At 71.2% G+C, this 24863-nt stretch carries 18 protein-coding genes; 10 read left to right on the top strand and 8 right to left on the bottom strand.

The window, feature by feature from the left end:
- Positions 1-3: 3 nt before the first annotated feature.
- From I5071_RS00670 to I5071_RS00660, 3 genes are all read right to left on the bottom strand, one after another.
- Positions 4-792 (bottom strand): hypothetical protein, encoded by a 789-nt coding sequence (locus I5071_RS00670; RefSeq protein WP_236519915.1) that lies wholly within the window; start codon positions 790-792, stop codon positions 4-6.
- Between the two features lie 257 nt (positions 793-1049).
- On the bottom strand, positions 1050-3101 hold the full coding sequence (fusA, locus tag I5071_RS00665; RefSeq protein WP_236519914.1) for an elongation factor G: 2052 nt from the start codon (positions 3099-3101) through the stop codon (positions 1050-1052).
- Positions 3102-3490: 389 nt separating this feature from the next.
- The gene (locus I5071_RS00660; protein ID WP_236519913.1) at positions 3491-4987 is read right to left on the bottom strand and encodes a hypothetical protein; all 1497 of its coding nucleotides are present in this window, start codon (positions 4985-4987) and stop codon (positions 3491-3493) included.
- Positions 4988-5131: 144 nt separating this feature from the next.
- On the opposite strand from I5071_RS00660, the gene I5071_RS00655 reads away from it, so the two are divergent.
- Positions 5132-6703 (top strand): thrombospondin type 3 repeat-containing protein, encoded by a 1572-nt coding sequence (locus I5071_RS00655; RefSeq protein WP_236519912.1) that lies wholly within the window; start codon positions 5132-5134, stop codon positions 6701-6703.
- A gap of 43 nt (positions 6704-6746) precedes the next feature.
- Here the strand turns inward: I5071_RS00655 and I5071_RS00650 are convergent, their stop codons facing one another.
- Positions 6747-7748 (bottom strand): NAD-dependent epimerase/dehydratase family protein, encoded by a 1002-nt coding sequence (locus I5071_RS00650; protein WP_236519911.1) that lies wholly within the window; start codon positions 7746-7748, stop codon positions 6747-6749.
- A gap of 68 nt (positions 7749-7816) precedes the next feature.
- Here I5071_RS00650 and I5071_RS00645 point away from each other — a divergent pair, with 68 nt between their 5' ends.
- From I5071_RS00645 to I5071_RS00620, 6 genes are all read left to right on the top strand, one after another.
- Entirely contained in the window at positions 7817-9559 is a 1743-nt protein-coding gene (locus I5071_RS00645) for a hypothetical protein (RefSeq protein ID WP_236519910.1), read from the top strand.
- A complete protein-coding gene (locus tag I5071_RS00640; RefSeq protein WP_236519909.1) occupies positions 9556-11247 on the top strand; it encodes an SWIM zinc finger family protein in 1692 nt (563 codons plus the stop codon). The genes I5071_RS00645 and I5071_RS00640 overlap by 4 nt, the downstream gene beginning before the upstream one ends.
- Before the next feature lie 307 nt (positions 11248-11554).
- Positions 11555-13399 carry a reverse transcriptase family protein gene (locus I5071_RS00635; RefSeq protein ID WP_236519908.1) on the top strand — a complete coding sequence of 615 codons (1845 nt, stop codon included), beginning with the start codon at positions 11555-11557 and terminating at the stop codon, positions 13397-13399.
- Positions 13400-13524: 125 nt separating this feature from the next.
- Complete coding sequence (locus tag I5071_RS00630; protein WP_236519907.1) at positions 13525-14514, top strand: hypothetical protein; 990 nt, start codon at positions 13525-13527, stop codon at positions 14512-14514.
- Between the two features lie 13 nt (positions 14515-14527).
- Positions 14528-15427 carry a DUF6733 family protein gene (locus I5071_RS00625; RefSeq protein WP_236519906.1) on the top strand — a complete coding sequence of 300 codons (900 nt, stop codon included), beginning with the start codon at positions 14528-14530 and terminating at the stop codon, positions 15425-15427.
- Between the two features lie 104 nt (positions 15428-15531).
- The gene (locus tag I5071_RS00620; protein WP_236519905.1) at positions 15532-16662 is read left to right on the top strand and encodes a PQQ-dependent sugar dehydrogenase; all 1131 of its coding nucleotides are present in this window, start codon (positions 15532-15534) and stop codon (positions 16660-16662) included.
- Positions 16663-16719: 57 nt separating this feature from the next.
- Here the strand turns inward: I5071_RS00620 and I5071_RS00615 are convergent, their stop codons facing one another.
- A complete protein-coding gene (locus tag I5071_RS00615; protein ID WP_236519904.1) occupies positions 16720-17685 on the bottom strand; it encodes an NADPH:quinone oxidoreductase family protein in 966 nt (321 codons plus the stop codon).
- 115 nt (positions 17686-17800) lie between these two features.
- Between I5071_RS00615 and I5071_RS00610 the strand changes: the two genes are divergently transcribed.
- Positions 17801-18739: an endonuclease/exonuclease/phosphatase family protein gene (locus tag I5071_RS00610; protein ID WP_236519903.1), complete on the top strand. Its 939-nt coding sequence runs from the start codon at positions 17801-17803 to the stop codon at positions 18737-18739.
- An 80-nt stretch (positions 18740-18819) separates the two neighbouring features.
- Here the strand turns inward: I5071_RS00610 and I5071_RS00605 are convergent, their stop codons facing one another.
- Positions 18820-20277 carry a sigma-54 interaction domain-containing protein gene (locus I5071_RS00605; protein ID WP_236519902.1) on the bottom strand — a complete coding sequence of 486 codons (1458 nt, stop codon included), beginning with the start codon at positions 20275-20277 and terminating at the stop codon, positions 18820-18822.
- Positions 20278-20432: 155 nt separating this feature from the next.
- On the opposite strand from I5071_RS00605, the gene I5071_RS00600 reads away from it, so the two are divergent.
- The gene (locus tag I5071_RS00600) at positions 20433-21080 is read left to right on the top strand and encodes a HEAT repeat domain-containing protein (RefSeq protein WP_236519901.1); all 648 of its coding nucleotides are present in this window, start codon (positions 20433-20435) and stop codon (positions 21078-21080) included.
- Between the two features lie 86 nt (positions 21081-21166).
- Complete coding sequence (locus I5071_RS00595) at positions 21167-22150, top strand: class I SAM-dependent methyltransferase (protein ID WP_236519900.1); 984 nt, start codon at positions 21167-21169, stop codon at positions 22148-22150.
- 128 nt (positions 22151-22278) lie between these two features.
- Here the strand turns inward: I5071_RS00595 and I5071_RS00590 are convergent, their stop codons facing one another.
- Entirely contained in the window at positions 22279-23589 is a 1311-nt protein-coding gene (locus I5071_RS00590; protein ID WP_236519899.1) for a hypothetical protein, read from the bottom strand.
- Positions 23589-24830 (bottom strand): hypothetical protein, encoded by a 1242-nt coding sequence (locus I5071_RS00585; protein WP_236519898.1) that lies wholly within the window; start codon positions 24828-24830, stop codon positions 23589-23591. Before I5071_RS00585 ends, I5071_RS00590 begins: the two co-directional genes overlap by 1 nt.
- Between the last annotated feature and the right edge of the window lie 33 nt (positions 24831-24863).

Genomic DNA, 24863 nt, shown 5'->3' with positions numbered 1-24863 from the left:
ACTTCAGTTCACGTCGGTCGGCACTTCGACGAATCGAAGCTGCGCGAGCCGCAGCCCTTGATTGTCGATCTGCCAGAGGAACCCCTCGAGCCGGTCGTCGAAGAGCGGAATGCGCTCGACGACACCGTCACCGTCGAGATCGGCGAACACGAAGAGCAGCTCACGCGAGACGTTCGCGAACCGCGAGCGCCCGGTGCTCCGCACGAGCACGATGTTCTCCTCGCTGCAGATCTCGGTCTCCGTGGTCACCTCCGTGCCACACGTCGTGATCCGCGCCGAGCCGCCCGGAGTGCCGAGCGCACGCGCGAAGACCGAGTACTCCGTCACACCGTCACCGTCGGCATCGGGGCTCGGCAATTGGAACGACGCCTGTCCGTCGGTGCCATTCGCATCGAGCACGGCGAAATCGCCTTCGCTCAGCAGGATGCGACTCTCACCGAAGAGATCGATGAAGATCCGCCTCCCATCTCCGCCCGTGAGATTCGGGCTCTTGTCCCGCGGTACCCCGATGACGTTGAGCGTGAACTCGCTGCCTCCCGACGGGCTCCCGTTTCCCGTCTCGCCTCGTCGCAGCAGATCACTGTCCTCGTCGAGATCGGAGCCGACGTCCGCCGCGCACGCGAAGGTGAGCGCCGAGAGCGCCACACACACACACCATCGGCCAATCCCTACCAGTCGCATTCCACTCATCGATATCCTCCTTGGACCGTCCGAAACGCAGCTCCCTCCCCGAGCAATCTCGAGTAGGCGAAGAGGCCCTCGGTACGACACACGCGCAGGGTCGAAGCGCACGAATCGACGTCGGGGGCGCTCGCAACCGAGCAACCCGCATGCCCCTCGAGTGGATCGCCGGATTCCTTTGGAGGAACGCACTCGCGCTCGTCGGAGAGCGGCGCTCGTTCCGCGCGCCGCAAAGATTGCTCCGCTGGAGACTCTGCTCCTCAGTGAGCGCTCGAATTCGATTGCAGCGCTCCAATCACGCTCATCGACGCACGAAATGCGACGAGTCGGACGAGGAAGGCTTTGCGGCCCTCCTCGTCCGACTCACGTCATGCCTTCGCGATCGCCTTCGCGACCAGGCTCTCCGGCACCGCCGCGTAGCCCTCGAGGCGCATCGACGCGGTCCCGCGTCCCTGCGTCAGCGAGCGCAACGCCGCGACGTACCCGGCGAGCTCGGCCAGCGGCGCGAGCGCGCGCACGCGCCGCGTATCGCCCTCGCCTTCGAGCGCGATCACGCGACCACGACGCGCGCCCACGTCGCCGATCACGCTGCCCACCGTGCCTTCCGGCACGTCGATCTCGAGCTCCATCACCGGCTCCAGCAGCACGGGCCCCGCGAGCTGCATGACCTCGCGGAACGCGCGCTCGGCGCAGATCTGGAACGCGAGCTCGCTCGAGTCGTTCGAGTGGATCGACCCGCCGAGCAGCGTGAAGACGACGTCGACGACGGGACTGCCCGAGAGCACGCCCGACGCCGCCGCGAGCCGGACGCCCTTCTCGACGCCCGACACGTACTGCGCGGGGATCTCCCCGCCGCGCACCTGATCGACGAACACGACGCCCGTGCCGCGCGCGCCGGGCTCGAGCCGCACGCGCACGTGCGCGTACTGACCCGGACCCCCGCTCATCTTCACGTGCTTCGTCTCGTGCTCGGCCACGCGCGAGACGGTCTCGCGATAGGCCACGCGCGGCGCCGAGGCGCGCACGCTCACGCGATGCGTCGACTCGAGCCGCTCGACCGCGATCTGGAGGTGCAGCTCGCCCATGCCCGAGAGCGTGGTCTCGCCGGTCTCCGGATCGGTGCGCAGGCGCAGCGAAGGATCTTCGCTGCACAAGCGGGAGAGCGCAGTCCCCATGCGATCACGATCGCCGCGGGTCTTCGGCTCGAGCGCGACGGTGATCACCGGCGCCGGCGCGTCGATCGCCTCGAGGACGATCTCCGCCGCCGGATCGCACAGCGTCTCACCGCTCGCGATCGATCCTCCGAGCACCGCCGCGATGCCGCCCGCGCGCACCTCCTCGACGTCCTCGACGGACGCCGCGAACACACGCACGAGCCGCCCGATCCGCACGCGCTCGCCGCGTTGCGCGAGACGCACGGGATCACCGCGTCGCATCGTCCCCGAGTACACGCGCACGAACGCGCGCTGCCCCCAGTCGTCGTGCACGACCTTGAAGCAGAGCGCGGCGAGCGACGCGTCGTCGGAGGGAAAGCGCTCCTCGCCCTCACGACCGCGCACCGGAGGCCGATCCGCGGGCGAAGGAAGGAGCGCGATCATGGCGTCGAGCAGCGGCTGCACGCCCTTGTTGGCGTAGGCCGCGCCCGCGAGCACCGGCACGAACGAGCGCGACAGCGTGCCGCGACGCAGCGCGCGCACGAACGTCACTTCGTCCGCGTCCCCGCGCTCGACGTAGGCCTCGGCGAAGCCGGGGTCCACGTCGGCGCAGAGATCGACGAGGCGCGCGCGTGCACGCTCCGCGACGTCGGCGAGCGCGCCCGAGAGCGCGACCTCGTCGAACACACGACCGTCTCCTTCGCCGCGCCAGATCAGCGCGCGACGTCGGATCGGATCGACGACGCCGACGAAGTCCTCGCCTTCGCCGATCGGCAGCGCGACCGGCGCCACGCGAGCGCCGAGACGCGCCTCGATCGACGCGAGCGCGCGCTCGAAGCTCGCGCCCGCACGATCGAGCTTGTTGACGAAGAGGATGCGCGGCACGTCGTGCCGGTCCGCCTGTCGCCACACCGTCTCGGTCTGCGGCTGCACCCCCGCGACCGCGTCGATCACCACGACCGCGCCGTCGAGCACGCGCAGGCTGCGCTCGACCTCGATGCCGAAGTCGACGTGGCCCGGCGTGTCGATCAGCTGGATCCGGTGATCGCGCCAGTCACAGGTGATCGCCGCGGCCTGGATGGTGATGCCGCGTGCCTTCTCGGTGGGATCCGAGTCGGTCGTGGTGGTGCCGTGGTGCACCTCGCCGATCGTGTGGATCCGCCCCGTGTAGAAGAGGATCCGCTCGGTGAGCGTGGTCTTTCCGGCGTCGACGTGCGCGACGATCCCGATGTTGCGCAGTCGTTCGATGGGGAGATGACGGAGCATGAGAGTCTCGATTCGGAACGACGACGGACGCACGCGTCCGTCGCCGCGCGAGAGTGCCAGTCTGCATGGCACTCGCGCGGAGGAGAACATCGACGCTCGCCCGCGAGGGCTCGAGCGAGCAGGGCTGGTCGCGGCACCGCGTACGCGGCCACCTGCGGCGTGATCACGACGGAACGCGCGTCCTCGAGCGCACACCGTCCACGCCGCGGGCGAGCCCGCGCCGCGGTCAGAGCGACTCGGCGTCGCGACCGTAGAACGCCGTCACGCGCACGCGCACGACGGCGCGCGTGCGGGGGCACGCGAGGCGCAGCGTCGTGGAGTCGGTACGCATGATGTTGCCAGTGATGTGCGCCAGTCGCGTCGCGCGCAAGGACGTAGTCGTGATTTCGTCAGGGGCGCGTGCGCATTCCGACGGTCGTGAGCTCGGTCGCGCGAGACGGATAGAACGTCGCAGGCTCGTAGTGCTCGTCACCGTACGTCGTGAGGATTCGAATCCTCCCTGCGCCGCCGCCCCCACCACCGCCGCGATCCGCGTCGCCCCCGCGCTGCGCGACGCCGTTGGGATCGGCGCCCGCGCCTCCGCCTCCGCCCGATCCCTCCGGGCCATGACCGCGCGCCGGCGGCGGTTGCGATCCGTCGTAGGTCGCACCGCCACCGCCGCTCTCGTCGCAGTCGTCACAGCGCGCGCCGCGTCCGCCCGCACCGCCGAGCGCAGAGAGCCTTCCACCGATCGTGATCACGTCGGACTCGAGCAGGATCGCCCCGCCCGATCCGCCCCCGCCGCCCGCGCCTCCGCGACGGCCGCGCATCGCCGTGCCGCCCGCGCCGCCCTCGCCCGACGCGTCGATCGCGCCGCGCACGTCGATGCGCGTCGCGCTCGTGATCTGGATCGCGCCGCCGCCGTGACCTCCGCGACCGCCGGAGTCGCTCGGGCCCGCGCCCGCGCCACCACCCGAGCCCGCGCACAACGGGACGAGCTTCTCGTCGCACCACACGACGCCTCCGACACCACCGTTCGCGCCGAGGGCACCGCTGCCGCCCGTGCCTCCCGCGCTGCCGAGCGCGCCGCCACCGCCGCCGCCGCGATCGTTGCCGAACGCCGCGCTCGCGCCGGCCTCGCCGCCTCCCGCTCCACCGCCGCCGCGACCGTGTCCGCCCCACGCGCCGCCGGGGCCCGGGCCCTCGGGGCCCGCGCTCACCGAGATGCGACCGTCGACGATCACGTCGCCCGCGGAGATCAGGATCAACGCGCGCGTGGCGCCGCGCGCACCGACGAGCTTCCCGCCCGTCGCGACGTGGAGCGCGCGGACGACGAACACGCCGTACTCGGCGACCTGCTCGTACCGCACGCCCGCCGAGACACCGGTGCCGGGCCCGCGCATCACGTAGGGCTCGGTCGTCTGGCTCGGGCGAACGACGATCATCCCGTTGTCGGGATCGACGGTCCACGTCTCGTCGCCCCCGACGTAGAGCCCGGCGCGCCCGTCCTCGAACGACACCGCGCCGCCCACATTGCTCGGCACGACGGGGTCGCCCGCGTCGATCTCGTCGCGCGCATCGATCGGCTCACGCGCGTCGATCGGCGCGCGCGCGTCGATCGGCGGGTGCGCGTCGATCGGCTCGCTCGCGTCGATCGGCTCGCTCGCGTCGGGCGCGCTGCCCGCATCGAGGCGCGGCTCGAGCCGCACCACGCAGACGTCGCGCTCCTCGTCGCAGACCCAACCCTCGATGCATGGGCATCGCCGCCCTTCGAGGGCGATGGGATCGAGCACGCATCCCACCAGCGCACAGCTCAGCGCGAAGAACGTGAAGCGGACCACCGGCTCGACATGCGTCCCGCGCCACCACCACAAGCCCTCGACCGGAGTCCGCCACTTGGGTACCATCAGCGGATGATTCCAGATATACTAGATCTTCGTCGCCGCCCGCTCCTCGCGCTCTCCGCCCTCGCGCTCGCCGCCTGCAGCAACTCCGGAGTCCCCGATTCGCAGCTCGTCCGCGTCGAGCTCGTCGGTCCGCGCGACTCCGACGTGCTCGTCCTCGCCCATTCGAACGACGGCTCGTACCTCGCGACGCTCACGGCCGACCCCGACGGCATCGTGCGCTGGCAGCCGCCCGAGGAGACCGCGACGATCACCGTGCTCTCGGGCTTCATCGGTGGCGGCGTCTCGCTCAGCACGTTCGTCGACGTGCCGCGGGGCGCGCGCGTCCCGGTCGAGCTCGGGCTCGGCGCCACCGAGGTGACGGCGCGACTGCCGGGACCGCTCGAGGGCGCAGAGACGTACACCGCGGGGCTCGGCGAGTGCGCCGAGGCCTCGACGATGGATCCGACCGAGCTGCTCCACGTCACGCCGTGCGGCATCGGTGACGACGGCATCTACAGCCTCGTCGCGGTCGCGCGCGACGCCGAGGGCACGGTGATCGGCTACTCGGTGCTGCGCGGGCTCGAAGGCGACGCCGACGCGACGTTCCCCGCGTGGCGCACCGATCTCGAGAACGTCCCGCTCACGCTGACGGGCTTCGACGAGGGCGACCTCACGTTCAGCATCCGCGCGTACCCGCAGGCCCCCGACACGTTCGAGATCCTCGCGGCCTCGCAGAATTTCACCGCGGCGGAGGCGCCCGCGTCGATCGCCGCGATCCCCGGGCTCGGCGAGTCGTATCGCCACTCGATCTCGTGGCGCACCGGCGCGTTCGCGACCCGCCTCACGCGCGCCGCGTCCGTCGCCACCCCCACGCTCGGCGCGGTCTCGTTCGACGCCACGGACTTCCCCGAGGTGCCCGAGATCGACGCGAACGTGACCGAGGTCGAGCGTCCGACGGTCTCGTGGACCGTGGGCGACGATCCCGAGGTCGACACCGTCGCCGCCACGTTCAACTACGCGGCGGGCGACACCGGCATCGCGTGGCGCGTGCTGATGCCGCCCGATCGCAGGAGCGCGCGACTGCCCGAGCTGCCGGATGCGCTCGCCGTCTTCCGTCCCAACGCCACGGCGACGGGCGTGACGGTTCGCCTCCAGCGAACCGCCGACATCGACGGCTACGTCGCGTCGCTCCTCGCGCGCAGCGTCGGCGACACGCGCGCCACCGCGCAGCGCGCGCCGGTCTCGTTCCCCGATCGCGACATGGACGGCAACCCCGACGCGATCGATGCGTGCCCCGACTCGGCGGACGACGAGGAGGGCGATCCCTGCGACCACGACGAGGACGACGACGGTCTGCTCGACGCCGACGACGAGTGCCCGTACGAGCAGGGCGCCGAGACCGCGCTCGGATGCCCCGATCACGACGGCGACGGCGTCCAGGACGGCCACGACGCGTGCCCCGAGACGCCCGGCCCGGTCGAGCTCCAGGGCTGCCCCGACACCGACGAAGACGGCATCCCCGACCACGCCGACTCGTGCCCCGCGGAGCCCGGCCCGATCGAGCTCGGCGGCTGCGCGGACACCGACGCGGACGGCCTCCCGGACATGGCCGATGCGTGCCCCGCGGACCCCGGCCCGCCGCCGCTCGGCGGCTGCCCCGACACCGACAACGACGGCATCCGCGACATCGACGATCCCTGCCCGACCGGCGGCGACCCGCCGACCTGCGGAGCGTGACACCACGCGGCTCGTGCTCGCCCGAGCACGAGCCGCGATCACGTCAGCGGATCCAGCCCTCGCGGCGATACCACTCGAGCGCCTCGCGCACACCGCGCTCGACCGGATGCTCGTGCTTCCATCCGATCGCGCTGCGGATCGCGTCGCTCTTGCAGGTCCACGCTTCCTGCGCGCCCATCTTCGCCTTCTGTCGGTTGAAGAGGCGCGGCTTGCCGTCGACCTTCGTCGCGAGCTCACCACCGAACGCTGCGACCGAGACCAGCATCTCCGGCAGATCGAGCGTCATCACGCGCTTGCCCGCGGCCTCGACGATCGCGCCCTGGAAGCGCTCCCACGTGATCGGCGTGTTGTCGCAGACGAAGAAGCCCTTGCCGATCGCGCCCGGATGCGCCGATGCAGCGAGCGTCGCGCTCACGAAGTCGTCGACGTAGATCGCGGAGAACCAGCGCTTGCGATTGCCGAAGAACACGTTGCGACCGCGACTGACCTCCTTGAAGAGCTCGAAGTAGTCGACGTCGCCCGGCCCGTACACGCCGCCCGGTCGCAGGATCGTCCACGGCAGTCGATCCCCGACCGACTCGACCGCTTCCTCCGCCTCGCGCTTGCTCTCGCCGTAGAACTCGATCGGCTTGCGCGGATCGCTCTCGACGAGCGGGCGCTCCGCCGTCGAAGGGCCGTACGCGGTGAGCGACGAGACGTGCACGAAGCGCTTCACGCCCGGGTGCGCGCGCAGCAGCGCCTCGAGCAGGTTCTTGGTGGGCACCACGTTCGCGCGGCGGAAGTCCTCGTACGTCACGCCCTTCGTCGCGCCCGCGACGTGAAGGACGTAGTCGGGCTTCTCCTCGCGCATCACGCGCTCGAGCCCCGCGACGTCGTCGTACTCGGCCTCGACCGAGCGGCCCTTCTTCGCCGCGGGCGAGCCCTTGCGACGGATCGCGACGACGTCGGCGCCGCGCGCGAGCAGCGCGTCGCGCAGCCGTCCACCGATGAACCCGCTCGCGCCGGTGATCAGCGCCTTGCCCTCGAAACGCGGCTCGCTCGTCATGTCGGGCGCGATCTAGCACGCGCGCTTGACCCGCGGCGCGCCCGCATGAGACGCATCTCTCGCGCGCGATGGCGGTCACGACGAAGCCAGGCTCGATGCTCCTGCTCGAAGAGCTCTTCGCGCAGGAGGACCCACGCTTCCTCGCCGAGATCGTCGCGTTCCGGCAGCCTGCCGAGACGACGAAGCAGGGCCAGGGCAAGCACACGTGGGAGCTGCCCAAGCGGCGAGGCCCGTTCGCCGCGACACGGCTCGGCGCGCTCGGCGAGAAGTGGGCGCGCGACACGCGGCCGTGGGCGCGGCACATGCTGCTGCGCTGGATCGACGAGACCGCGGGCGGGGCGCCGGGCCAGCGACCGCTCGTGAAGCACGTCTTCAAATCGGCGGAGGCGGCGGGTGATGCCGAGGTGATCGCGGCGTTCCTCGTCGCGTTCGATCGGCTCTTCCGCTACTCGCTGAAGCGCGCGCGGCGATGGGACTGGCAGACCAGCACGACGCGCGAGGTCGCGATCCTGACGCGCACGAAGACGCCGGGCGCCGACCCGGTGCGCGCGCCGATCTTCTCGAGCCACACCCGCGCGCACCTGCGCCGTCGCGCGCTGCGCTTCTTCCGCGTGATGGGCCGCCGCGATCCCGCGGCGTTCCGCCGGTGGGTCTTCGATGCGCTCGCGCGCTACGACGACGCGCACGTCGGCAAGCCCGAGGACCTCGTCGCGAGCTGGAGCCTCATGCAGCTGCTGCATCACGGCTCGGACGCGATCGCGCTGTCGCCGCGGCGCACGACGATCGTGCACGGGCGCAGCCTCAAGGATCTGCGCCCTTCCCCGCTGCACCCCGAGGCGTGGCGCGATCTCGACGCGCTGCTCTCGCTCCTGGTGCGCGCCCGCTCGCTGTACGTGCGCCGGCAGGTCGCGGCGTTCCTCGAGCAGGAGATGAAGAGCGAGCTCGAGTCGCTCTCGATCACGACGCTCCGCCCGCTCCTCGCGTGCCCGCACGCCGACGTGATCGAGCTCGCGTCGCGGCTCTTCGCGAATGCCCGCGGCATCGAGTCGCTCTCGATGAGCGAGTGGGACGCGCTGCTCGCGATTGATCATCCCGCGCTCACCGCGACGCTCGCGACCTCGATGCGCGCCCACGTGAGCCCCTCGCGCGTCGATCTCGCGACCTGCGCCCGATGGGCGTGTGCGAGCGCCGCGCCGATCGCGGAGCTCGGGCTCGCGTGGGCGAAGGACAAGGGCGTGAAGGACGCGGCCGCGCTCGAGACCGCGCTGCCGATCGTGCAGGCCCCGGTCGGCACCGTGCGCGGCGAAGCACTGGAGTGGCTGATGCCGCTCGTGATCGGGATCGGCGAGACGCGGCACCTGCGCGATCTGCTCGACAGCCGCTTCGACGACGTGCGCGCCCGCGCGCTCGACGTGCTCGCGGGCACTGTGCGCTTCCGCGACGAGCCCGAGCTCTGGGCCGCGCTCGCCGAGACGCCCCATCCCGACGCGCGCGAGCGACTGATCACGCACCTCGAAGCGCGATCGAGCGCCCTCGCGCCGCAGAGCCTGCGCCACGTGTGGGCGACGACGCTCCTCGCGGTGCACCGCGGGAGCCGCGCGAAGCGGGCTGCGCTGCGCCAAATTGCCGCGCGCATCGCGCAGGGCGAGCACGAGGCCGATGCGCTCCTGCCGCTGCTCGCGATCACGCTGCGCAGCGTGCGCGAGACGGAGCGACGCGGCGCGATCGTGGCGCTGGTGCGCTCGGCCATCGCATCACCGACGGTGCGCGACGCGGTGCGCGTGCACGTGCCCTCGCTGGTGATCGAGTGAATTACGAGCTGCGATATCTCGGCAAGAGCGGGGTCGATCAGGGGCCCTATCGCTCCACGCTGCGCTTCTCGCCGAACCTCGCGCGCGAGCGGGTGTGGCTCGACGGAGAGCTGCGCGACCCGCTGCGATTCCGCGAGGCGATCTCGGCGCTGCACGCGGTCGTGATCGGCGATCTGAAATTCAAGAAGCGCGACAAGAGCGCCTACGAAGCGTGGAAGAAGGCGCAGCTCGAGGAAGAAGAGCGGGTGCGCCGCGACGTGCGCGCGAAGGAGCAGGTGCGCCTCGCGGCCGAGATCGCGAGCAGCCCGCCCTCGAAGGACCTCGAGAGCCAGTTCCGCACGATGCACCGCATCTACTGGGATGCGCGCGTGAAGTGGGCGAACGAGCTCGCGAAGAACGATCCGCAGCTCTTCCGCTCGCTCGTGCCCTGCGATCCGATCGTCACCGTCGCCGACGACGTGGTGTTCTTCGAGTGCTTCTCGAAGGACGAGTCGAGCTACGGCGCGCTCTACCTCGATCGCGAGCAGCTCGACGGCGCGCACCAGGCCGCGCCCGGCACGACCAACGTCGATTACTCACTTCCGCTCTTCGATCACTTCCAGGGCCTGCGCACCTATCGCGCCACCCGATTGAAGGTCGACCCCGAAGGCTTCGAGGTGCGCGTCGAAGGGCGCGCCGACTATCGCGAGGAGAAGATCGATCTGCCGCCCTCGTGGCTGCGCGGGTTCGGTCAGATCTCCGCGGCGACGGGCCTTCCGATGCGGCGGGTGTCGCTCGACGTCGCGAGCGTGTACTCGGTGCTCGCGCACCTGAAGCGTCATCGCGAGAAGGAAGGGCCCCGCGCGATCCGCTTCGAGCTCGTGCGCGGCAAGCCCGCGCGCCTCGTGCTCGAGCCGTGGAACGTCGCGATCGAGGATCGCGGCGCGGCGTACGAGGGCGAGAAGGACGAGACGATCAAGGTGTGGGGGCGCCGTCGCCTCTTTGCGCTCGCGCGCCTCCTGCCGATCGCCGAGCGCGTCGACGTGCACCTGCTGGGCAACGGCCTCCCGAGCATCTGGATCGTGACGATGCCGGGCATGCGCTTCGTGCTCGCGCTGAGTGGCTGGACCGAAAGCGATTGGTCGGGCGGCACGAACCTCGATCTGATCACGGGCACGTTCACCGCCGACGCCGCGACCCTCGAGCGTGTGGGCTCGACGTTGCGCGTGCGCCGCACCGGCACTCCGGCGTCGCTCGCGAGCGAGACCGGCGACGCGCAGAAGAGCGTCGCCGCCGCGCTGCATCGTTTGAGCAAGCAGGGCCAGGCGGTCTACGACTTCGCGGCGGGCGCCTATCGCTTCCGCGACGTGGTCGAGGCGCGCGAGGCCGAGAAGGTGATCGGCCCCGAGCCCGAGGAGCTCACCGCGGCGCGCAAGCTCTTCGTCGAGCACCGCGTGAAGATGGAGCGCGAAGAAGCGCTCCCCGGCGGCAAGCGCCTCCTCGTCGCGCGCATCTCGGGCGAGTCCCCGGAGACGATCCTCGATCGCGACGGCGTGTTCTCACGCGCGCGCTGCACCTGCACGCACCACCGTCGCTTCGGTCTGCGCAACGGCGCGTGCCGTCACTTGCTCGCGCTGCGCCTGACGGTGATCGGCAGCGCCGATGTCCGTCTCGCCGCCGGCTCGATCGGCGGTTCCTTTTTCGGGTGAATGCGATGATGATTCACCCGCTCGATTGGCACTCTCACTCTCACCGACCCTGCGAGGAGCTCCGCGCGCACGAGCCCACTCCGTCTGCTTCGGCAGCGCGGAGACCGCGGCGTTACGCCGTGGTGGACACTGCTTCCTCATGCAACCCCACGCCCGATGTTCTTTTGGGCACCGCAGGGGCCTGTGTTCGACACCGAAGCGACTCGATGAGTCCGTCGAAACACAGGCCCCCGCGGTGCCTTCGTGATCGGACGTGGTCCAACGCACGAAGTCGAGCACGCGGGGCTCCTCGCAGGGCCGGTGACGAATGAGCTTCTGGAAGAAGGTCGTCGACTTCTTCACCGGAGGCCCGACGCCGATCGTGACGAGCGAGGTGGGCACGACCGGCTCACCGCTCGAGGCCGCGGTCTGGAGCGCGATCAAGGCGCGCATGGCCAAGGGCGAGAGCTTCACGCCCATCGACGTCGTCGACGACGCGACGCGCGGCACGCCCGGGCGCACCGTGAAGACGGTCACCGACGGCATCGCGTTCGTCGATGCGTTCTTCGCGCGAGGCCTCTTCGCTCCGCACGGCTACACGCGCACGCTGACGAGCACGCCCAGCGGACAGAACTGGGTCTATCACCGGAGCGCGAGCGCGCCTCTCGTCGCGCAGCCCGTGCTCGTCGCGCAGCCCGCGCTCAAGGCGAGCACGCCGAGCGCCCCGACGCTCGATCCCTACGACGTCGGGTCGCTGCTCACGCTCACGCCCGCGGAGCTGCGCACGCGCGCGCTGAAGATCGTGCCGTGGCGCACCGCGTGGATCGGGCGCACCGACGTGATCCCGCCCGAGAGCGACGAGCGCACCGCGCTGATCGATCGCGGGCTCGAGCTGCGGGGATTGCTCACGCGCGCACAGCTCGTCGAGATCCATCGCATCGGCGACGAGTGGCTGAAGCACAAGGACGCGCACCGGCTCGCGTCGTCGATCGCCGCGAAGAACGCGGACGAAGCGGTCGCGCAGCTGCGCGCCGATCGCGCGCGCACGAAGGAAGAGAAGCGCGCCGCGAGCGAGGCACGGAAGCAGGCACGCGCCGAGCGCATCGCGCGCCGCAAGCGCGAGGACATCGTCTACCTCGGGCGCGGCGTCTCGGCGCTGCTCGGGGATCGCCGCGCGCACGTCGAGAAGCTGAATGCGCTCGGTCTGCCGGTGATGGCGAGCCCGGCCGACGTCGCGAAGGCGCTCGGCGTCACCATCCCGACGCTGCGCTTCTTGTGCTTCCACGCCGAGGCCGCGCGCCGCTCGCACTACGTGCAGTTCGACGTGCCGAAGCGCTCGGGCGGCACACGTCGACTGAGCGCACCGATGCCGCGCCTCGCCGCTGCGCAGCAGTGGGTGCTCGAGCACGTGCTCGAGAAGCTCCCGGTGGAGCGCCCCGCGCACGGCTTCGTGCCCGGTCGATCGACGGTGACGAACGCGCGCGAGCACGTCGGGCGCGACGTCGTGATCAATCTCGATCTCGAGAGCTTCTTCCCGTCGATCACGTTCCCGCGGGTGCGCGGGCTCTTCACCGGCGTCGGGTACTCGCCCGCGGTCGCGACGATCCTCGCGCTGCTCTGCACCGAGAGCGCGCGCACGCGCGCGGAGTACGACGGCGCGAAGTACGACGTCGCGACCGGCCCGCGCGCATTGCCGCAGGGCGCGTGCACGAGCCCCGCGATCTCGAACCAGATCGCGCGCAAGCTCGATCAACGGCTGCGCGGTCTCGCAGTCGCGCGCGGCTGGACGTACACGCGCTACGCCGACGACCTCACGTTCAGCGCGCCCGAAGGAAAGCGCGGCGAGATCGCGCGCTTGATCGCGCGGGTCCGCCACGTCGTCGAAGAAGAAGGCTTCCGGATCCAGGTGAAGAAGGGCCGCGTGCAGCGCGCGGGTGGCCGCCAGACCGTCACCGGCATCGTGGTGAACGAGACGCACAAGCTCGGCGTGCCGCGCGAGGACGTGCGCATGCTGCGCGCGATCCTCCACAACGCGAAGAAGACCGGCCTCGCCGCGCAGAACCGCGAGAGCAAGCCCGACTTCGAGGCGTGGCTGCGCGGGAAGATCGCGTACGTGCAGATGATCGATCGCGCCCGCGGCGACGCGCTGCTGCGCGCGCTCGAGACGCTCTGACGCAACCCCACAGCCACGCACGTCGGGGCGCGTGAGACGGCGCGGGTATGTCGCGGTCCTCCATCACGACCTCGACTTGCAAGGCCCACGGGGTCGCCCCAATGTCCGCCCGCGCCATGCGCCTGATGAACGCCTGGAATTGCATTCGTCCCATCGCGATCGCGCTCCTGCTCGCGAGCTGCGAGGACGCGGGGCCGACCCTGATCGAAGCGCCGCTCGGTGAATTCCCATCGAGCGTCGAGCAGCTCGGCATCTACCCGGATCCCGCGGATCTCGACACCGTCGACGTGCGCGCAGTCGCGTACGCGCCGACGCACCAGCTCTGGACGAACGGCGCCGACAAACATCGCTACGTCGTGCTGCCCGAGGGCGAGACGATCGACGCGGCCGATCCCGAGCGCTGGACCTTCCCCACCGGCACGCTGCTCTTCAAGACGTTCGCCTATCCGCGCGAAGACGGAACGTCGCGCCCCGTCGAGACGCGCGTCATGCGCCTGAACGAAGAGGGCGAGTGGGACTTCGCGTCGTACCGCTGGGACGGCGATGGTCGCGGCGGTGCGCGCGCCGAGCTGCGCGTCGCGGAGACTGTGCCCGTCGACGCGTTCGGCGAGTCCTTCGATCACGCGATCCCGAGCCAGCGCCAGTGCCGCCAGTGCCACGAGGCCGGTCGGCGACGCGTGCTCGGGCTCAACGATCGCTCGCTCGCCGACGACACGAACCAGATCGATCGACTCGTCGAGTCGGGCGCGATCGATCTCGGCGCTCGCACGCCGCTCGTCATCCCCGCGCACGAGAGCGCGGACGAGCGCGCGGTGATCGCGTACGCGTGGGCCAACTGCGCGCACTGTCACGACGGCAGCGTCGGCACGAACGCCGCGTTCGATCTGCGTCCCGAGGTGTTCCTCGAGAACACGATCGATCGCGAGACCGAGAGCGAGGCGTCTGCCGCGGGCATCCGCGTGGTGCCCGGTGATCCCGACACGAGCGTCATCGTGAGCGCGATGCTCGACGACGACGGTGCGCGCGCGATGCCTCCGCTCGGAGTGCAGCGCCGCGACGCCGAGTCGATCGCGCTCATCCGACGCTGGATCGCAGCGCTGCCGTCGACGCGCTGACGGAGATTCGAAGATGGTCTCTCGCTCGTTCCCTTCCTTCGCCCTGTTCCTGTTCTTGATCGTCGTGACCACGAGCCCAGCCCTCGCGCAGGACGAGCCCGTCGCGACCGAGCCCGCGCCCGAGGCGACGCCGCTCGAGACCACCACCACCGAGACGACCGCCACCACCGAGACGACGGAGCGCGCGCCTGTCTACGCCGAAGCGCCGCCCGCCGTGACGGTCGAGCCGCCCGCGCCCCGTCAGGTCCGCCCCCACGCGTTCGAGGGCGAGGCGATCATCGACACGTTCTGGGGCTTCCACATCCACGGCCGCGGCGCGATCCCCGTGCACGAGATGGTCGATCTCACCGTGCACGCGACGCTCTACACGAACCCGCGGCTCGGCGGAGCGAGCAGCCGCACCGTCGACGTCCTCTGGGTCGAGACCGGCGTCGGCGCGCGCGCGGTGCTGCTCGACGGCGCGCTGTGGGCCGGCGGCGAGATCGGGCTCATGCACGGCGCGCTGCTCTCCGACAGCTCGGAGGCCATCCCGCTCGACGGCATCGCGGTGCGTCCGTACGTCGACGCGCGCGTGCCGCTGATCGATCACGTGGTGGGCATCGACGGGCTCGCGCAGTTCACGGTCTTCGCGCCGCTGCGGCAGGGGTCGGGCGAGACGCGCACGCTGTTCCACACGATCGCGCGGGTGGGTCCGTACTTCTTCGACATCGTCGCGCTGGGGCCCTACTGGGAGCACCTCTTCGTCGAGACCGCCGGGGGCAACCTGCACCCCGCGACGTGGCTCGGCGGGTACGTCGAGGCGCGCCTCGATTTCGGTCTCGTCGTGGGCGCCGCCGCGGGCGTGGATCTCACGCCCGACGAGGGGCTCGACGACGGTGAGTTCTATCGCGCTTGGCTGGGCTGGCGTCTGTGAGGTTGGCAGTGCGGAATCGATCGCTTCTCACGCTCTCTCTCGCGCTCGCGCTCACCGCGTGCGGCGGTGACGACGACGCCCCCGCGGGCCCCGTCGAACCGTGGATGGAGTTCACTCGCCTCCAGCTGCCCGAGGGCACGCTGCCGCTCGTCGGTGCGGCCGCGGTGCCGGGCACCGAGGACGAGATGATCCTCCTCGAGATCCTCGGCACGGTGCGCCACGTGCGCATCGAGGGGGACACGGTCACGGAGCTCGGCTCGTTCACGATCACGCTCGAAGACGGCTGCTCGCTGCTCTCGACCGCGTTCGATCCCGAGTGGGAGACGAACCACTTCCTCTACCTCGGTCAGTGCACGACGGTCACCGGCAGCGAGATCGTGCGCTACACGTTCGCGCCCCCCGACTACGAGAGCGTGGTCGCGAGCGCGCAGCGTATCTACTTCGTCGACGAGCCGATGGCGACGCGCGCCTGGCACCAGGTCGGCTCGATCGGCTTCTTCGACGACGGCTCGATGTGGGCGCTCTTCGGCGAGCAGCTCCGCAGCGCGAACGCGCAGGACGTGACGAACGACCTCGGCAAGATCCTGCGCATCGTGCCGAGCCGCGATCCCGCGAGCGGCGGCTCGACGCCCTCGCCGCTCAACCCGTTCGCGTCGGGCGGCGGCGACGAGAGCCCGAACGTCTGGACGTGGGGCGTGCGCTCGCCGTTCCGCGGCGCGCTCGACGCGAGCGGGAACCTCTGGGTCGCCGACGTCGGCGAGAACACGTGGGAGGAGGTCAACGTGGTGACCGGCCCGGGGCAGAACCTCGGCTGGCCGGTGCACGAGGGCCTCTGCCGCGAGCTCGACTGCGACGACTTCGTGCAGCCGATCGTCTCGTGGTCGCACACCGACGATCACCGCTACGTGCTCGAGGACGAGGAGACCGAGAACACGACGAAGCGCAACGCGTACGTCGGCGTCGAGTACCAGCCGCGCAACGCCGATCAGTACGGCGGGCGCCTCACGGGACGCATGATCTACGGCGACATGTGCGCGGGCTGGGTGCGCTCGGTGCAGCGCGGCAGCGACGGCCGCGCGGTGGAGGATCGTTTCGACGGCCACCGCCCGTACATCTCGCAGTGGGTGCAGGGCGGCGACGACCTGCTCTACGTCACGACGCTCGGCTTGTGCGACGACCCCGGCGCGGGCCCGCTCGAGCCCGCGGGCCTGTGGCGCGTGAGCGTCGCGGAGTGAGCGGCGCCCGCTGATTCGTAAACGGCGTTCACGGTTTCGTGAACGCCGTTTACTTTTTCACGGCGTAACGACGACCTTGCCCATCACGCGACGCTGCGCGAGGTCGTCGAGCGCCTGCGCGGTCTCGTCGAGCGAGTAGGTGCGGTGGATCGGCGGCTTCACCGCCCCCGCGCGCCACATCCGGATCAGGTCCTCGACGATCGCGCGCTGCTTGTCGGGCTCGCGCAGGGCGAACGCGCCCCACTGCACGCCGACCACGTCGCACTCCTTCAGCAGCGCGAGGTTCAGCGGCAGCTTCGGGATCGTCCCGCTCGCGAACCCGATCACGAGGAAGCGCCCGCGCGGCCGCAGCGCGCGCAGCGCGGGCTCGCTCAGATCACCGCCCACCGGATCGAACACCACGTCGACGCCGCCGAGCGACTTGAGCGTGCCCTTCAGATCAGCGCCGGGATCGATCGCCTGGTCCGCGCCGAGCGAGAGGCAGAACCGGCGCTTCTCTTCGCTCGAGGCGGTCGCGATCACGCGCGCGCCGAGCGCCTTGCCGATCTGGATCGCCGCGACACCCACGCCGCCCGCCGCGCCGAGCACGAGCAGCGTCTCGCCCTTCGTGAGCCGGCCGCGATCGACGAGCGCGTGGTGCGCGGTGCAGTAGGTGAGGAAGAGCGACGCGCCGACCTCGAAGGGCATCTCGTCGGGCATCGAGAAGCACTGCGCCGGCGCGAGCACGATCTGCTCGGCGAACCCGCCGAACCCGCAGAACGCCATCACGCGCTGCCCCGGCGCGAACCCGAGCACGCCGGGCCCGACCTCGCGCACGACGCCTGCGATCTCGCCGCCCGGAGAGAACGGCAGCGGCGGGCGCATCTGATAGAGGCCCTGCACCATCAGGAGATCGGGGAAGTTCACGGGCGCGGCCTTCACGTCGATCACGAGCTGTCCGCCCGACGCGTGGGGCGCATCGATCTCGCGGACGGCGAGCGACGAGGAGACGGGACCGAGCGACTCGCAGAGGACGGCGCGCATGAGCGACGTTCTCGGATGCCCGCGCGCTCCGCGTCAAGCGCCGCCACATCTTCGCCGCTGTTTCGCGGACCAATCTCCGCGTGCTCGGACGTGCGCGCGATGGGAGAAGGTGCGGGTGCTCGCCTCACTCGATCGCGTCGTGCTCGCGCTGACGACGCCGCTCGCTGCGATCGCGCTGCTGCGGATCACGCCGGGGCTCACTGGGCATCCCTTCGATGCGATCGAAGCGTTCACCGGCTGGGCGCTCGCGCCCGCGTGGCTCGCGCTCGTGTACGCGCTCGCGCGTCGTGCCCACGCCGTCGCGCTTCTCGCGTCGCCCGCGGCCCTCGTGCACGCGATGCTCGTCGCGACGCTCTTCACAGCGGGCGCGGCGCGCGCCGAGGACGACGCGCTCGTGCTGCGCGTCGCGACCGCGAACCTCTACGCCGGCAACCCGCGCGCGGAGGTGCTCGCCGACGAGCTCGCCGCGCTCGAGGTCGACGTGCTCGCGCTCGAAGAGGTCACGCCGCGCTGGCGCGAGGTGCTCGGCGAGCGCGGCGTGCTCGCGCGCTTTCCGCACCGTGTGATCGCGGATCGCGACGACTGCTTCGGCATCGCGCTGCTCTCACGCGTGCCGATGGACGCGACGATCGAGGATCTCGATGGAGTCCCGATGATCGACGCGCGCCTCACGACCCGCACCGGCCCGGTGCGCGTGCTCGCGGTCCACACGATGCCGCCCCTCGGGATCGAGGCGACGACCTGGAACGCGCAGCTCGCGCTGCTCGCGCGCATCGTCTCGTCGTCGCGCGAGCCCGTCGTCGTCACCGGCGACCTCAACGCGAGCCCCTTCGGCCGCGGCTATCGCACGCTGCTCGACGCAGGCCTGCGCGGCGCGCACGAGTCCACGGGACGCGGCCTCGCGACGACGTGGCCCAACGGCACGCGCCTGCTACCGCCGATGCGTCTCGATCACGTGCTCGTCTCGCGCGAGATCGACGCGCGCGACGTGCGCGAAGGCCAGGGCGAAGGCAGCGATCACCGCCCGGTGATCGCGACCCTCGCACTGCATTGATCAGCCAGCACTGCGGTGATCAGCCAGCACTGCGGTGATCAGCCAGCACTGCGCTGATCAGCGAGCACTGCGGTGAGCGCTCACTCGTCCTCGGTGTCGAGGACCTCGCCCGCCTTGATGCCGTGCTGGCGCAGCAGGCGCTCGAAGCTCTTCCGGTGCACGCCCGCGTCTGCCGCCGCGCGATCGAGATCACCGCCGCAGCGCTTCAGCACGCGGATGAGGTACTCGCGCTCCATCGGCGCGACCCAGCGCTCGCGCGCGTCCTTGATGGGCAGATCGTCCGCGACGTCGATCGACGGCGACGTCGCCTCCTCGCCCGTGAGATCGACCGGCGAAGGCGGAGGCGGCCGGCTCGAGGTGCCACCCGGGCCCGCGCCCAGGCGCAGGTCGGCGGCGCGCAGCATCGGGCCGCTCGTCATCATCATCGAGCGACGCAGCACGTTCCGCAGCTCGCGCACGTTGCCCGGCCAGTTGCGGCGCTCGAGCTCCTCGATCGCCGACCCGTCGAGCTGCGGCGGGCGCGCGCCCGGCTCCGCGTACTCGTCGAGGATGCGCTGCGCGAGCAGCCCCACGTCGCCGCGCCGCTCGCGCAGCGCGGGCAGCGACACGACCACCTCGGCGAGGCGGTAGTAGAGGTCCTCGCGGAACTGTCCCTGCCGCACCATCCCCGGCAGATCGCGGTGGGTCGCGGCCACCACGCGCACGTCGACCTCGAGCAGGCGCGTCGAGCCGAGCCGCTTGATCTCGCGACGCTCGAGCACGCGCAGCAGCTTCGGCTGCAGATCGATCGGCAGCTCGCCGATCTCGTCGAGGAACACCGTGCCGCCGTGCGCCGCCTCGAACGCGCCGATGCGCTGGCGATCCGCGCCGGTGAACGCGCCGCGCTCGTGACCGAAGAGCTCGCTCTCGATCAGGTTGTCGCTGATCGCGCCGCAGTCGACGACGACGAAGGGCTTGGCCGCGCGCCGCGACGCATCGTGGATCGCACGCGCCGCGAGCTCCTTGCCGGTGCCGGTCTCGCCGACGAGGATGCACGAGAGGTCGGTCGGCGCGAGCTTCGCGAGCAGCGCGAACACCGGCTTCATCGCCTCGCTGCGGCCCCAGAGCTGACCGAAGCGGTCGCCGCTCTGCTGCTCGATGCGCTCCCACTTCTTCTTGGGCTGGAAGAGGATCTCGGTGTCGCCGAGGCGAATGCGCGCGCCGGGCGCGAGGAACGCCTCGAGGACCGGCGTCCCGTCGACGATCGTGCCGTTCGTCGACTCGAGATCGCGCACCACGTAGCGATCGCGCTGCACGGAGATCATGCAGTGACGACGGCTCACCGTGTCGTCGGCCAGCACCAGGTCGTTGGTCGGTGCCGTGCCGATCGCCAGCGAATTGCCAGTGATCTCGGCCTCCAGACCGCGGTCCGGCCCCGCCACCACGACGACCTTCTGCCGGTGCTCGAGCAGCACCGGTCCCGTGCCGTCGTCGCGGATCTGCGTCCCCCGGAACGTTCCCTCGCCCGCGCCGGGACCGCCCTGCTCTCCACTCTCCATGCGAGGCGAGAAGTTACCACGACCACCCAGCGCCTCGCACGACTGAGAGAGAGCGCACTTGTGAGCGAGCGTTCGGTGACGCGCGCCGCGCCGGCCCCACACCTTGACGTACGACGCCGCGGCGCATACACGCGACGGTCACCTGGAGCGACCACATGGACCGCGCGCGCGAGCAACTGAACGCCCTCTTCGACGCCGATCGCGCGCTCCGCGCAGCCGAGGACGCGTTCCTCGAGTCCGCCGAGGAGAAGCAGATCGCGCACACGCTGTCGTCCGCGGTGCGCGAAGCGCTCTCGCTGGACGACCCGGACGAGCAGGAGATGCGCCTCATGCGCCTCGCCGATCTCTGCGCGCAGGTGCAGGGCCCGGAGACCGTGGACGCGCTGCTCGCGATCCTCGATCACGAGGAGCCCTCGGTGCGCAACGAGGCGGGCGAGTGCCTCCTCGACGTCGCGTACGAGCGCTTCAAGGAGGTCGCGACCGGGATCGAGCGCCTGCTCGCGCGCGGTCACTCGGGGCACTCGATGGAGGAGCTGCCCTTCGTGCTCTGCGAGATCCGCGATCCCGATCCGCTCCCGCTCGTCGCGCGCTTCCTCGCCCATCCGCGCGGCGAGGTCGTCGCGGCGGCGATCGAGGCGCTCGCGGCGTACGGCGATCCCGGCGCGATCCGCCACCTCGAGAAGCTCACCGAAGACCCGCGCGAGGTCACGCTGCCCGAGCTCGAAGACGCGACCGCGACCATCGGTGATCTCGCGGCGGACGCGATCGCGGAGCTCGAGGGCGATCCGGGGGCCGGCGCGTGAGCGGCGACCGGGGCCCGCGTCGTCCGACGTACCCTGGTCACCCTTCCCCGCATGGCCCGACGCCGGCGCCTCCGCCGATCCCGCCGGTGGCGCGGCGTCCCGCGTCGCAGCCCGAGCTGCCCGCGATGCACGATCCCGAGGCGGCGCTCGCGAGCGACGAGCCCACGCAGCGCCGTCCTCCCTCGACGCCCCAGATGCCCGCGGTGCGGCCGCGCTCCGAGCCTCCGCCGTCGCCACGCGGCGCGCGCGTAGGGCCGACCACCACGCCGCAGGAAGCTGCGCTCTACGACAGCGCCGTGGTGCCGCGCTGGTCCTCGCTCTTCGGGCGCACGATCGTCGCGCGCATCCCCCAGGGCGCGCGCCTCACGGTGCTCGACGTCGGGTGCGGCACCGGGCATCCCGCGTTCGAGGTGATGCGCCGGCTCGGCGAGGGCGGCCGCGTGATCGCTATCGATCGGGATCCGGCGCTCGTCGATCTCGCGCGACGCCGCGCGCTGGACGACGCGGGCAAGCGCATCTTCTTCAAGATCGAGCCGGTCGAGCACCTCTCGTTCGGCGACGAGGTCTTCGACATCGCGGTCGGCAACCTGGTGATGAGCTCGGTGGACGACGAGGGCGCATCGCTCTCGGAGATCCGTCGCGTGCTCGCGCCGGGAGGACGCGCGTTGCTGACGCGCCCGCTCGCCGGCACGTTCGAAGAGGTGCTCGACATGTTCCGCGAGATCGCGGTGCGTCGCGATCACGCGGCGCTCGCGCGGCGCATCGAGCAGCTCGCGCTACGTCACCCGAGCGCGAGCGCGTGGCGCGCGCAGCTCACGGGCGCGGGGCTCGACGACGTGCAGATCCACGTCGAAGAGGTGCGCCTGCCCTTCCGCAACGCGCGCGAGATCTTCAGCGACCCGATGGTGCGCCTGGTCGCGATGCCGGAGTGGCGCTGGCTCTGCGGCATGCAGCCGGGCGACGAGGCGATGCTCGAGCAGGTCGAGAAAGCGCTCGACACGTACTTCGCAGGCGGCCCGATCTCGCTCACGGTGCACGTCGGTCTCGCCGACGCCCGCAAGCCGGGCTGAACCGCACGATCTTTCGTGGTCGAAGCATCGCGGCAGAGCGCGAAGCGCTTCCCAACTCTCACCGCGATCGAACGGCAGCCCGCGAGCCAGGGCGGCGGACCCACCACCCTGCGCCTCTCACCGAGGCCTCACCGACCGATCTCCGAGCACCCATCTCCATCGATCGACGGCACCACGATGTCGACGATCGTCTCGCTCAGCCGCGTCACTCCGTCGCCGCGCAGCACCACGATCAGCCGGAACACCTGGGGCTCGTCCATCTGCACGAAGCGCTCGTTCGCGAGCATGATCGAGAACGTCACGCGCGTGCCCGGACGCACGTCCACGAACCGATCGCGCAGCCGCGTCGCACCGCTCGCAGGCTCCGCCGACACCGCGAGGATCTCGGTCACGAACTCCGTCGCGTCCGTCGCATCACCGGGCCAGTCCTCGGTGAGCGCGTCGACGTCGATCGGCACTTCCTCGACGAGCGTGCGCACCGCCTCGACCACGTCGGGCCCGAGGCTCGCGCCGTTCGTCCCGATGTCGAACACGATCGGCGATCCGCCGGGGCGCACTGCGCCGGTGTCGCGCGCCAGCCGCTCGAGCTGCTCGTGCCCACCGTCGGTGCCGTCGCCGCTGTAGAGACCGAGCACCTTCGCGCCGATCGTCCGCAGCGCCATCACCGTCTCTTCGTACGTGTGATTGCGGAACCCGAGCACCGGCGCGTACCGATCCGAGCCGTCGGGCCCGTTGTGCATCGGCGCATCGGTGAAGAGCAGGAAGATGCGCGAGCCCTCGCGCTCGAAGCACGGATAGCCGACCGTCCCCGCGGGGCAGGCGCGCGCGGGCACGAGGCGCATCGGCGCATCCGACGTCGCCGTCACCCAGAGCGCCTCCACCGTCGCCTCGGGCAGGTCGCCGCCGCCCTGGCGCTCGAGGCGATCGAGCGCGCGCTGCACGAGATCGATGTTGGTCGTGCTGCGCTGCTCGAGGCGATAGAGGTCGTCCGCGGGCATGCCGCCGGTGCGCCCGTCGGAGCCGTAGGGATCGACCGGGAAGTCCGCATAACGCCCGACGCTGAAGCGCACGTCGGGGATCTGCGCCGCGACGCCGGGGATGATCGTGTCGCGCAGGCGCGCGCGGATCTCGCCGATCTCCTCGCCCATCGAGCCCGTCACGTCGACGAGGAAGTACACCTCGGCGCTCAGCACGCGGCTGACGAACGACACGTCGACCGAGCGCGGCGGCTCCATCGGCGGGAGCTCGATGCACACGTCGGGCGGCACGAATGCATCGGGCGGCACGAACGCATCGGGCGGCACGAACGCGTCGAGCGGCGCATCGAGCGCGGCATCGAAGGGCACCTCCGCGTCGGGCGCGAAGAGCCCCGTCTTCGATCCACAACCGAGCAGCGCGAGCGCCGCGACCACCCCGAGCACGCGCCGATCTGGTCCCATCACTCGTCCTCGCACCCGATACCGTCGTCGCCCGGCACGACGATCACGATCTCGCGCACCTCGATGCGACTGCGCCCCGACTCCCGGAATATCACACGGGCCGCGAACTCTCGCCGCGCCGGCGACGGCGGCAGCTCGCTCGCGTCGATCTCGAGCTCGAACGTGAGCCGCGTCCCCGGGCGCACGCCGAGGAAGCGCGCCCCGTCCATGCCCGCGATGCCGCTCGGGGGCTCGGCCGAGCGCGCGCGGATCCCGCGGATCACGTCGAGCGCATCGAGCGCATCGCCCGGTCGATCCTCGACGGTCGCGTCGACGTCGAGCGGCACTTCCTCGGCGACGCGCCGGACCGCATCGATGATGCCCGTCCCGATGCGATCGCCGCGTCCTCCGATGTCGAACACGATCGGGTTCCCTGCGCCGTCGACCGACTCGGTGTCGCGCGCGAGCGCGACGAGATGCTGGAACGCGCTCGGGCGTCCCGCGTCCGACGCCGCGAGCCCGATCACGAAGAGGTCCAGCGCGCGCGTCGCGTCCACCGTCTCGAGATAGGTGTGCGGCACGGGCCGGACCCGTTCGTAATTCGACACGGGCTCGACCCCGGGCGGGCCGTTGTGCATCGGCGCATCGGTCACGAGCATCACGATGCGGAACGCGTCGTCGCGGAAGCACGCACCGCCGACGCCGCCGCTCGGACAGCCGACGCTCGCGGGGATGAAGGGCGTCAGGCCGGCACCGGTCGCGACCTGGAAGAGCCCTTCGATCGCGGCCTCGGCGTCGTCGAGGTTGCCCCACACCGGCGTGCGCGCGAGCGCGGTCTCGATGCGCACCACGTCGGTCGTGATCGGCGTGCGCAGCAGGAAGGGCCCCACGTCGTCGCCCGCGATCGCGTGGGGAGGCACCGGGAACTCGCCGAAGAGCGCGACGCCGAACGCGGCATCGGGGATCAGCTCGCGCACCCCGGGCACCACGCGATCACGCAGTCGCTCGCGCACCGAGTCGATCTCGTCCTGCATGCTCGCGGTCGAGTCGATCAGGAACATCACGTCGACGACGCGCAGGCTCGCGGGGATCGCGAGGTCGACGGTCACGCGCGGCTCTTCGGGCGTCACGTCCACGCAGAGCGGCGGAGGAGGCGGCGGAGGCCCCGCGTCCATGCCCGAGTCGATCTGCGCGTCGGGCGCGTCGAGCCCGGTGCGCGCGCCGCACGACATCACGCCGGCGAGCAACGCCAGCGAGCTCAAGCGCGCGATCGAAGCTCGAACCTTCACGACAAG

Origin of the sequence: Sandaracinus amylolyticus (assembly GCF_021631985.1) — a bacterium.
In the GTDB taxonomy this organism is placed as follows: Bacteria; Myxococcota_A; Polyangia; order Polyangiales; family Sandaracinaceae; genus Sandaracinus; species Sandaracinus amylolyticus_A.
Note: the sequence above shows the minus strand (reverse complement) of the source record. Positions and strands in the feature narration are given on the sequence as shown.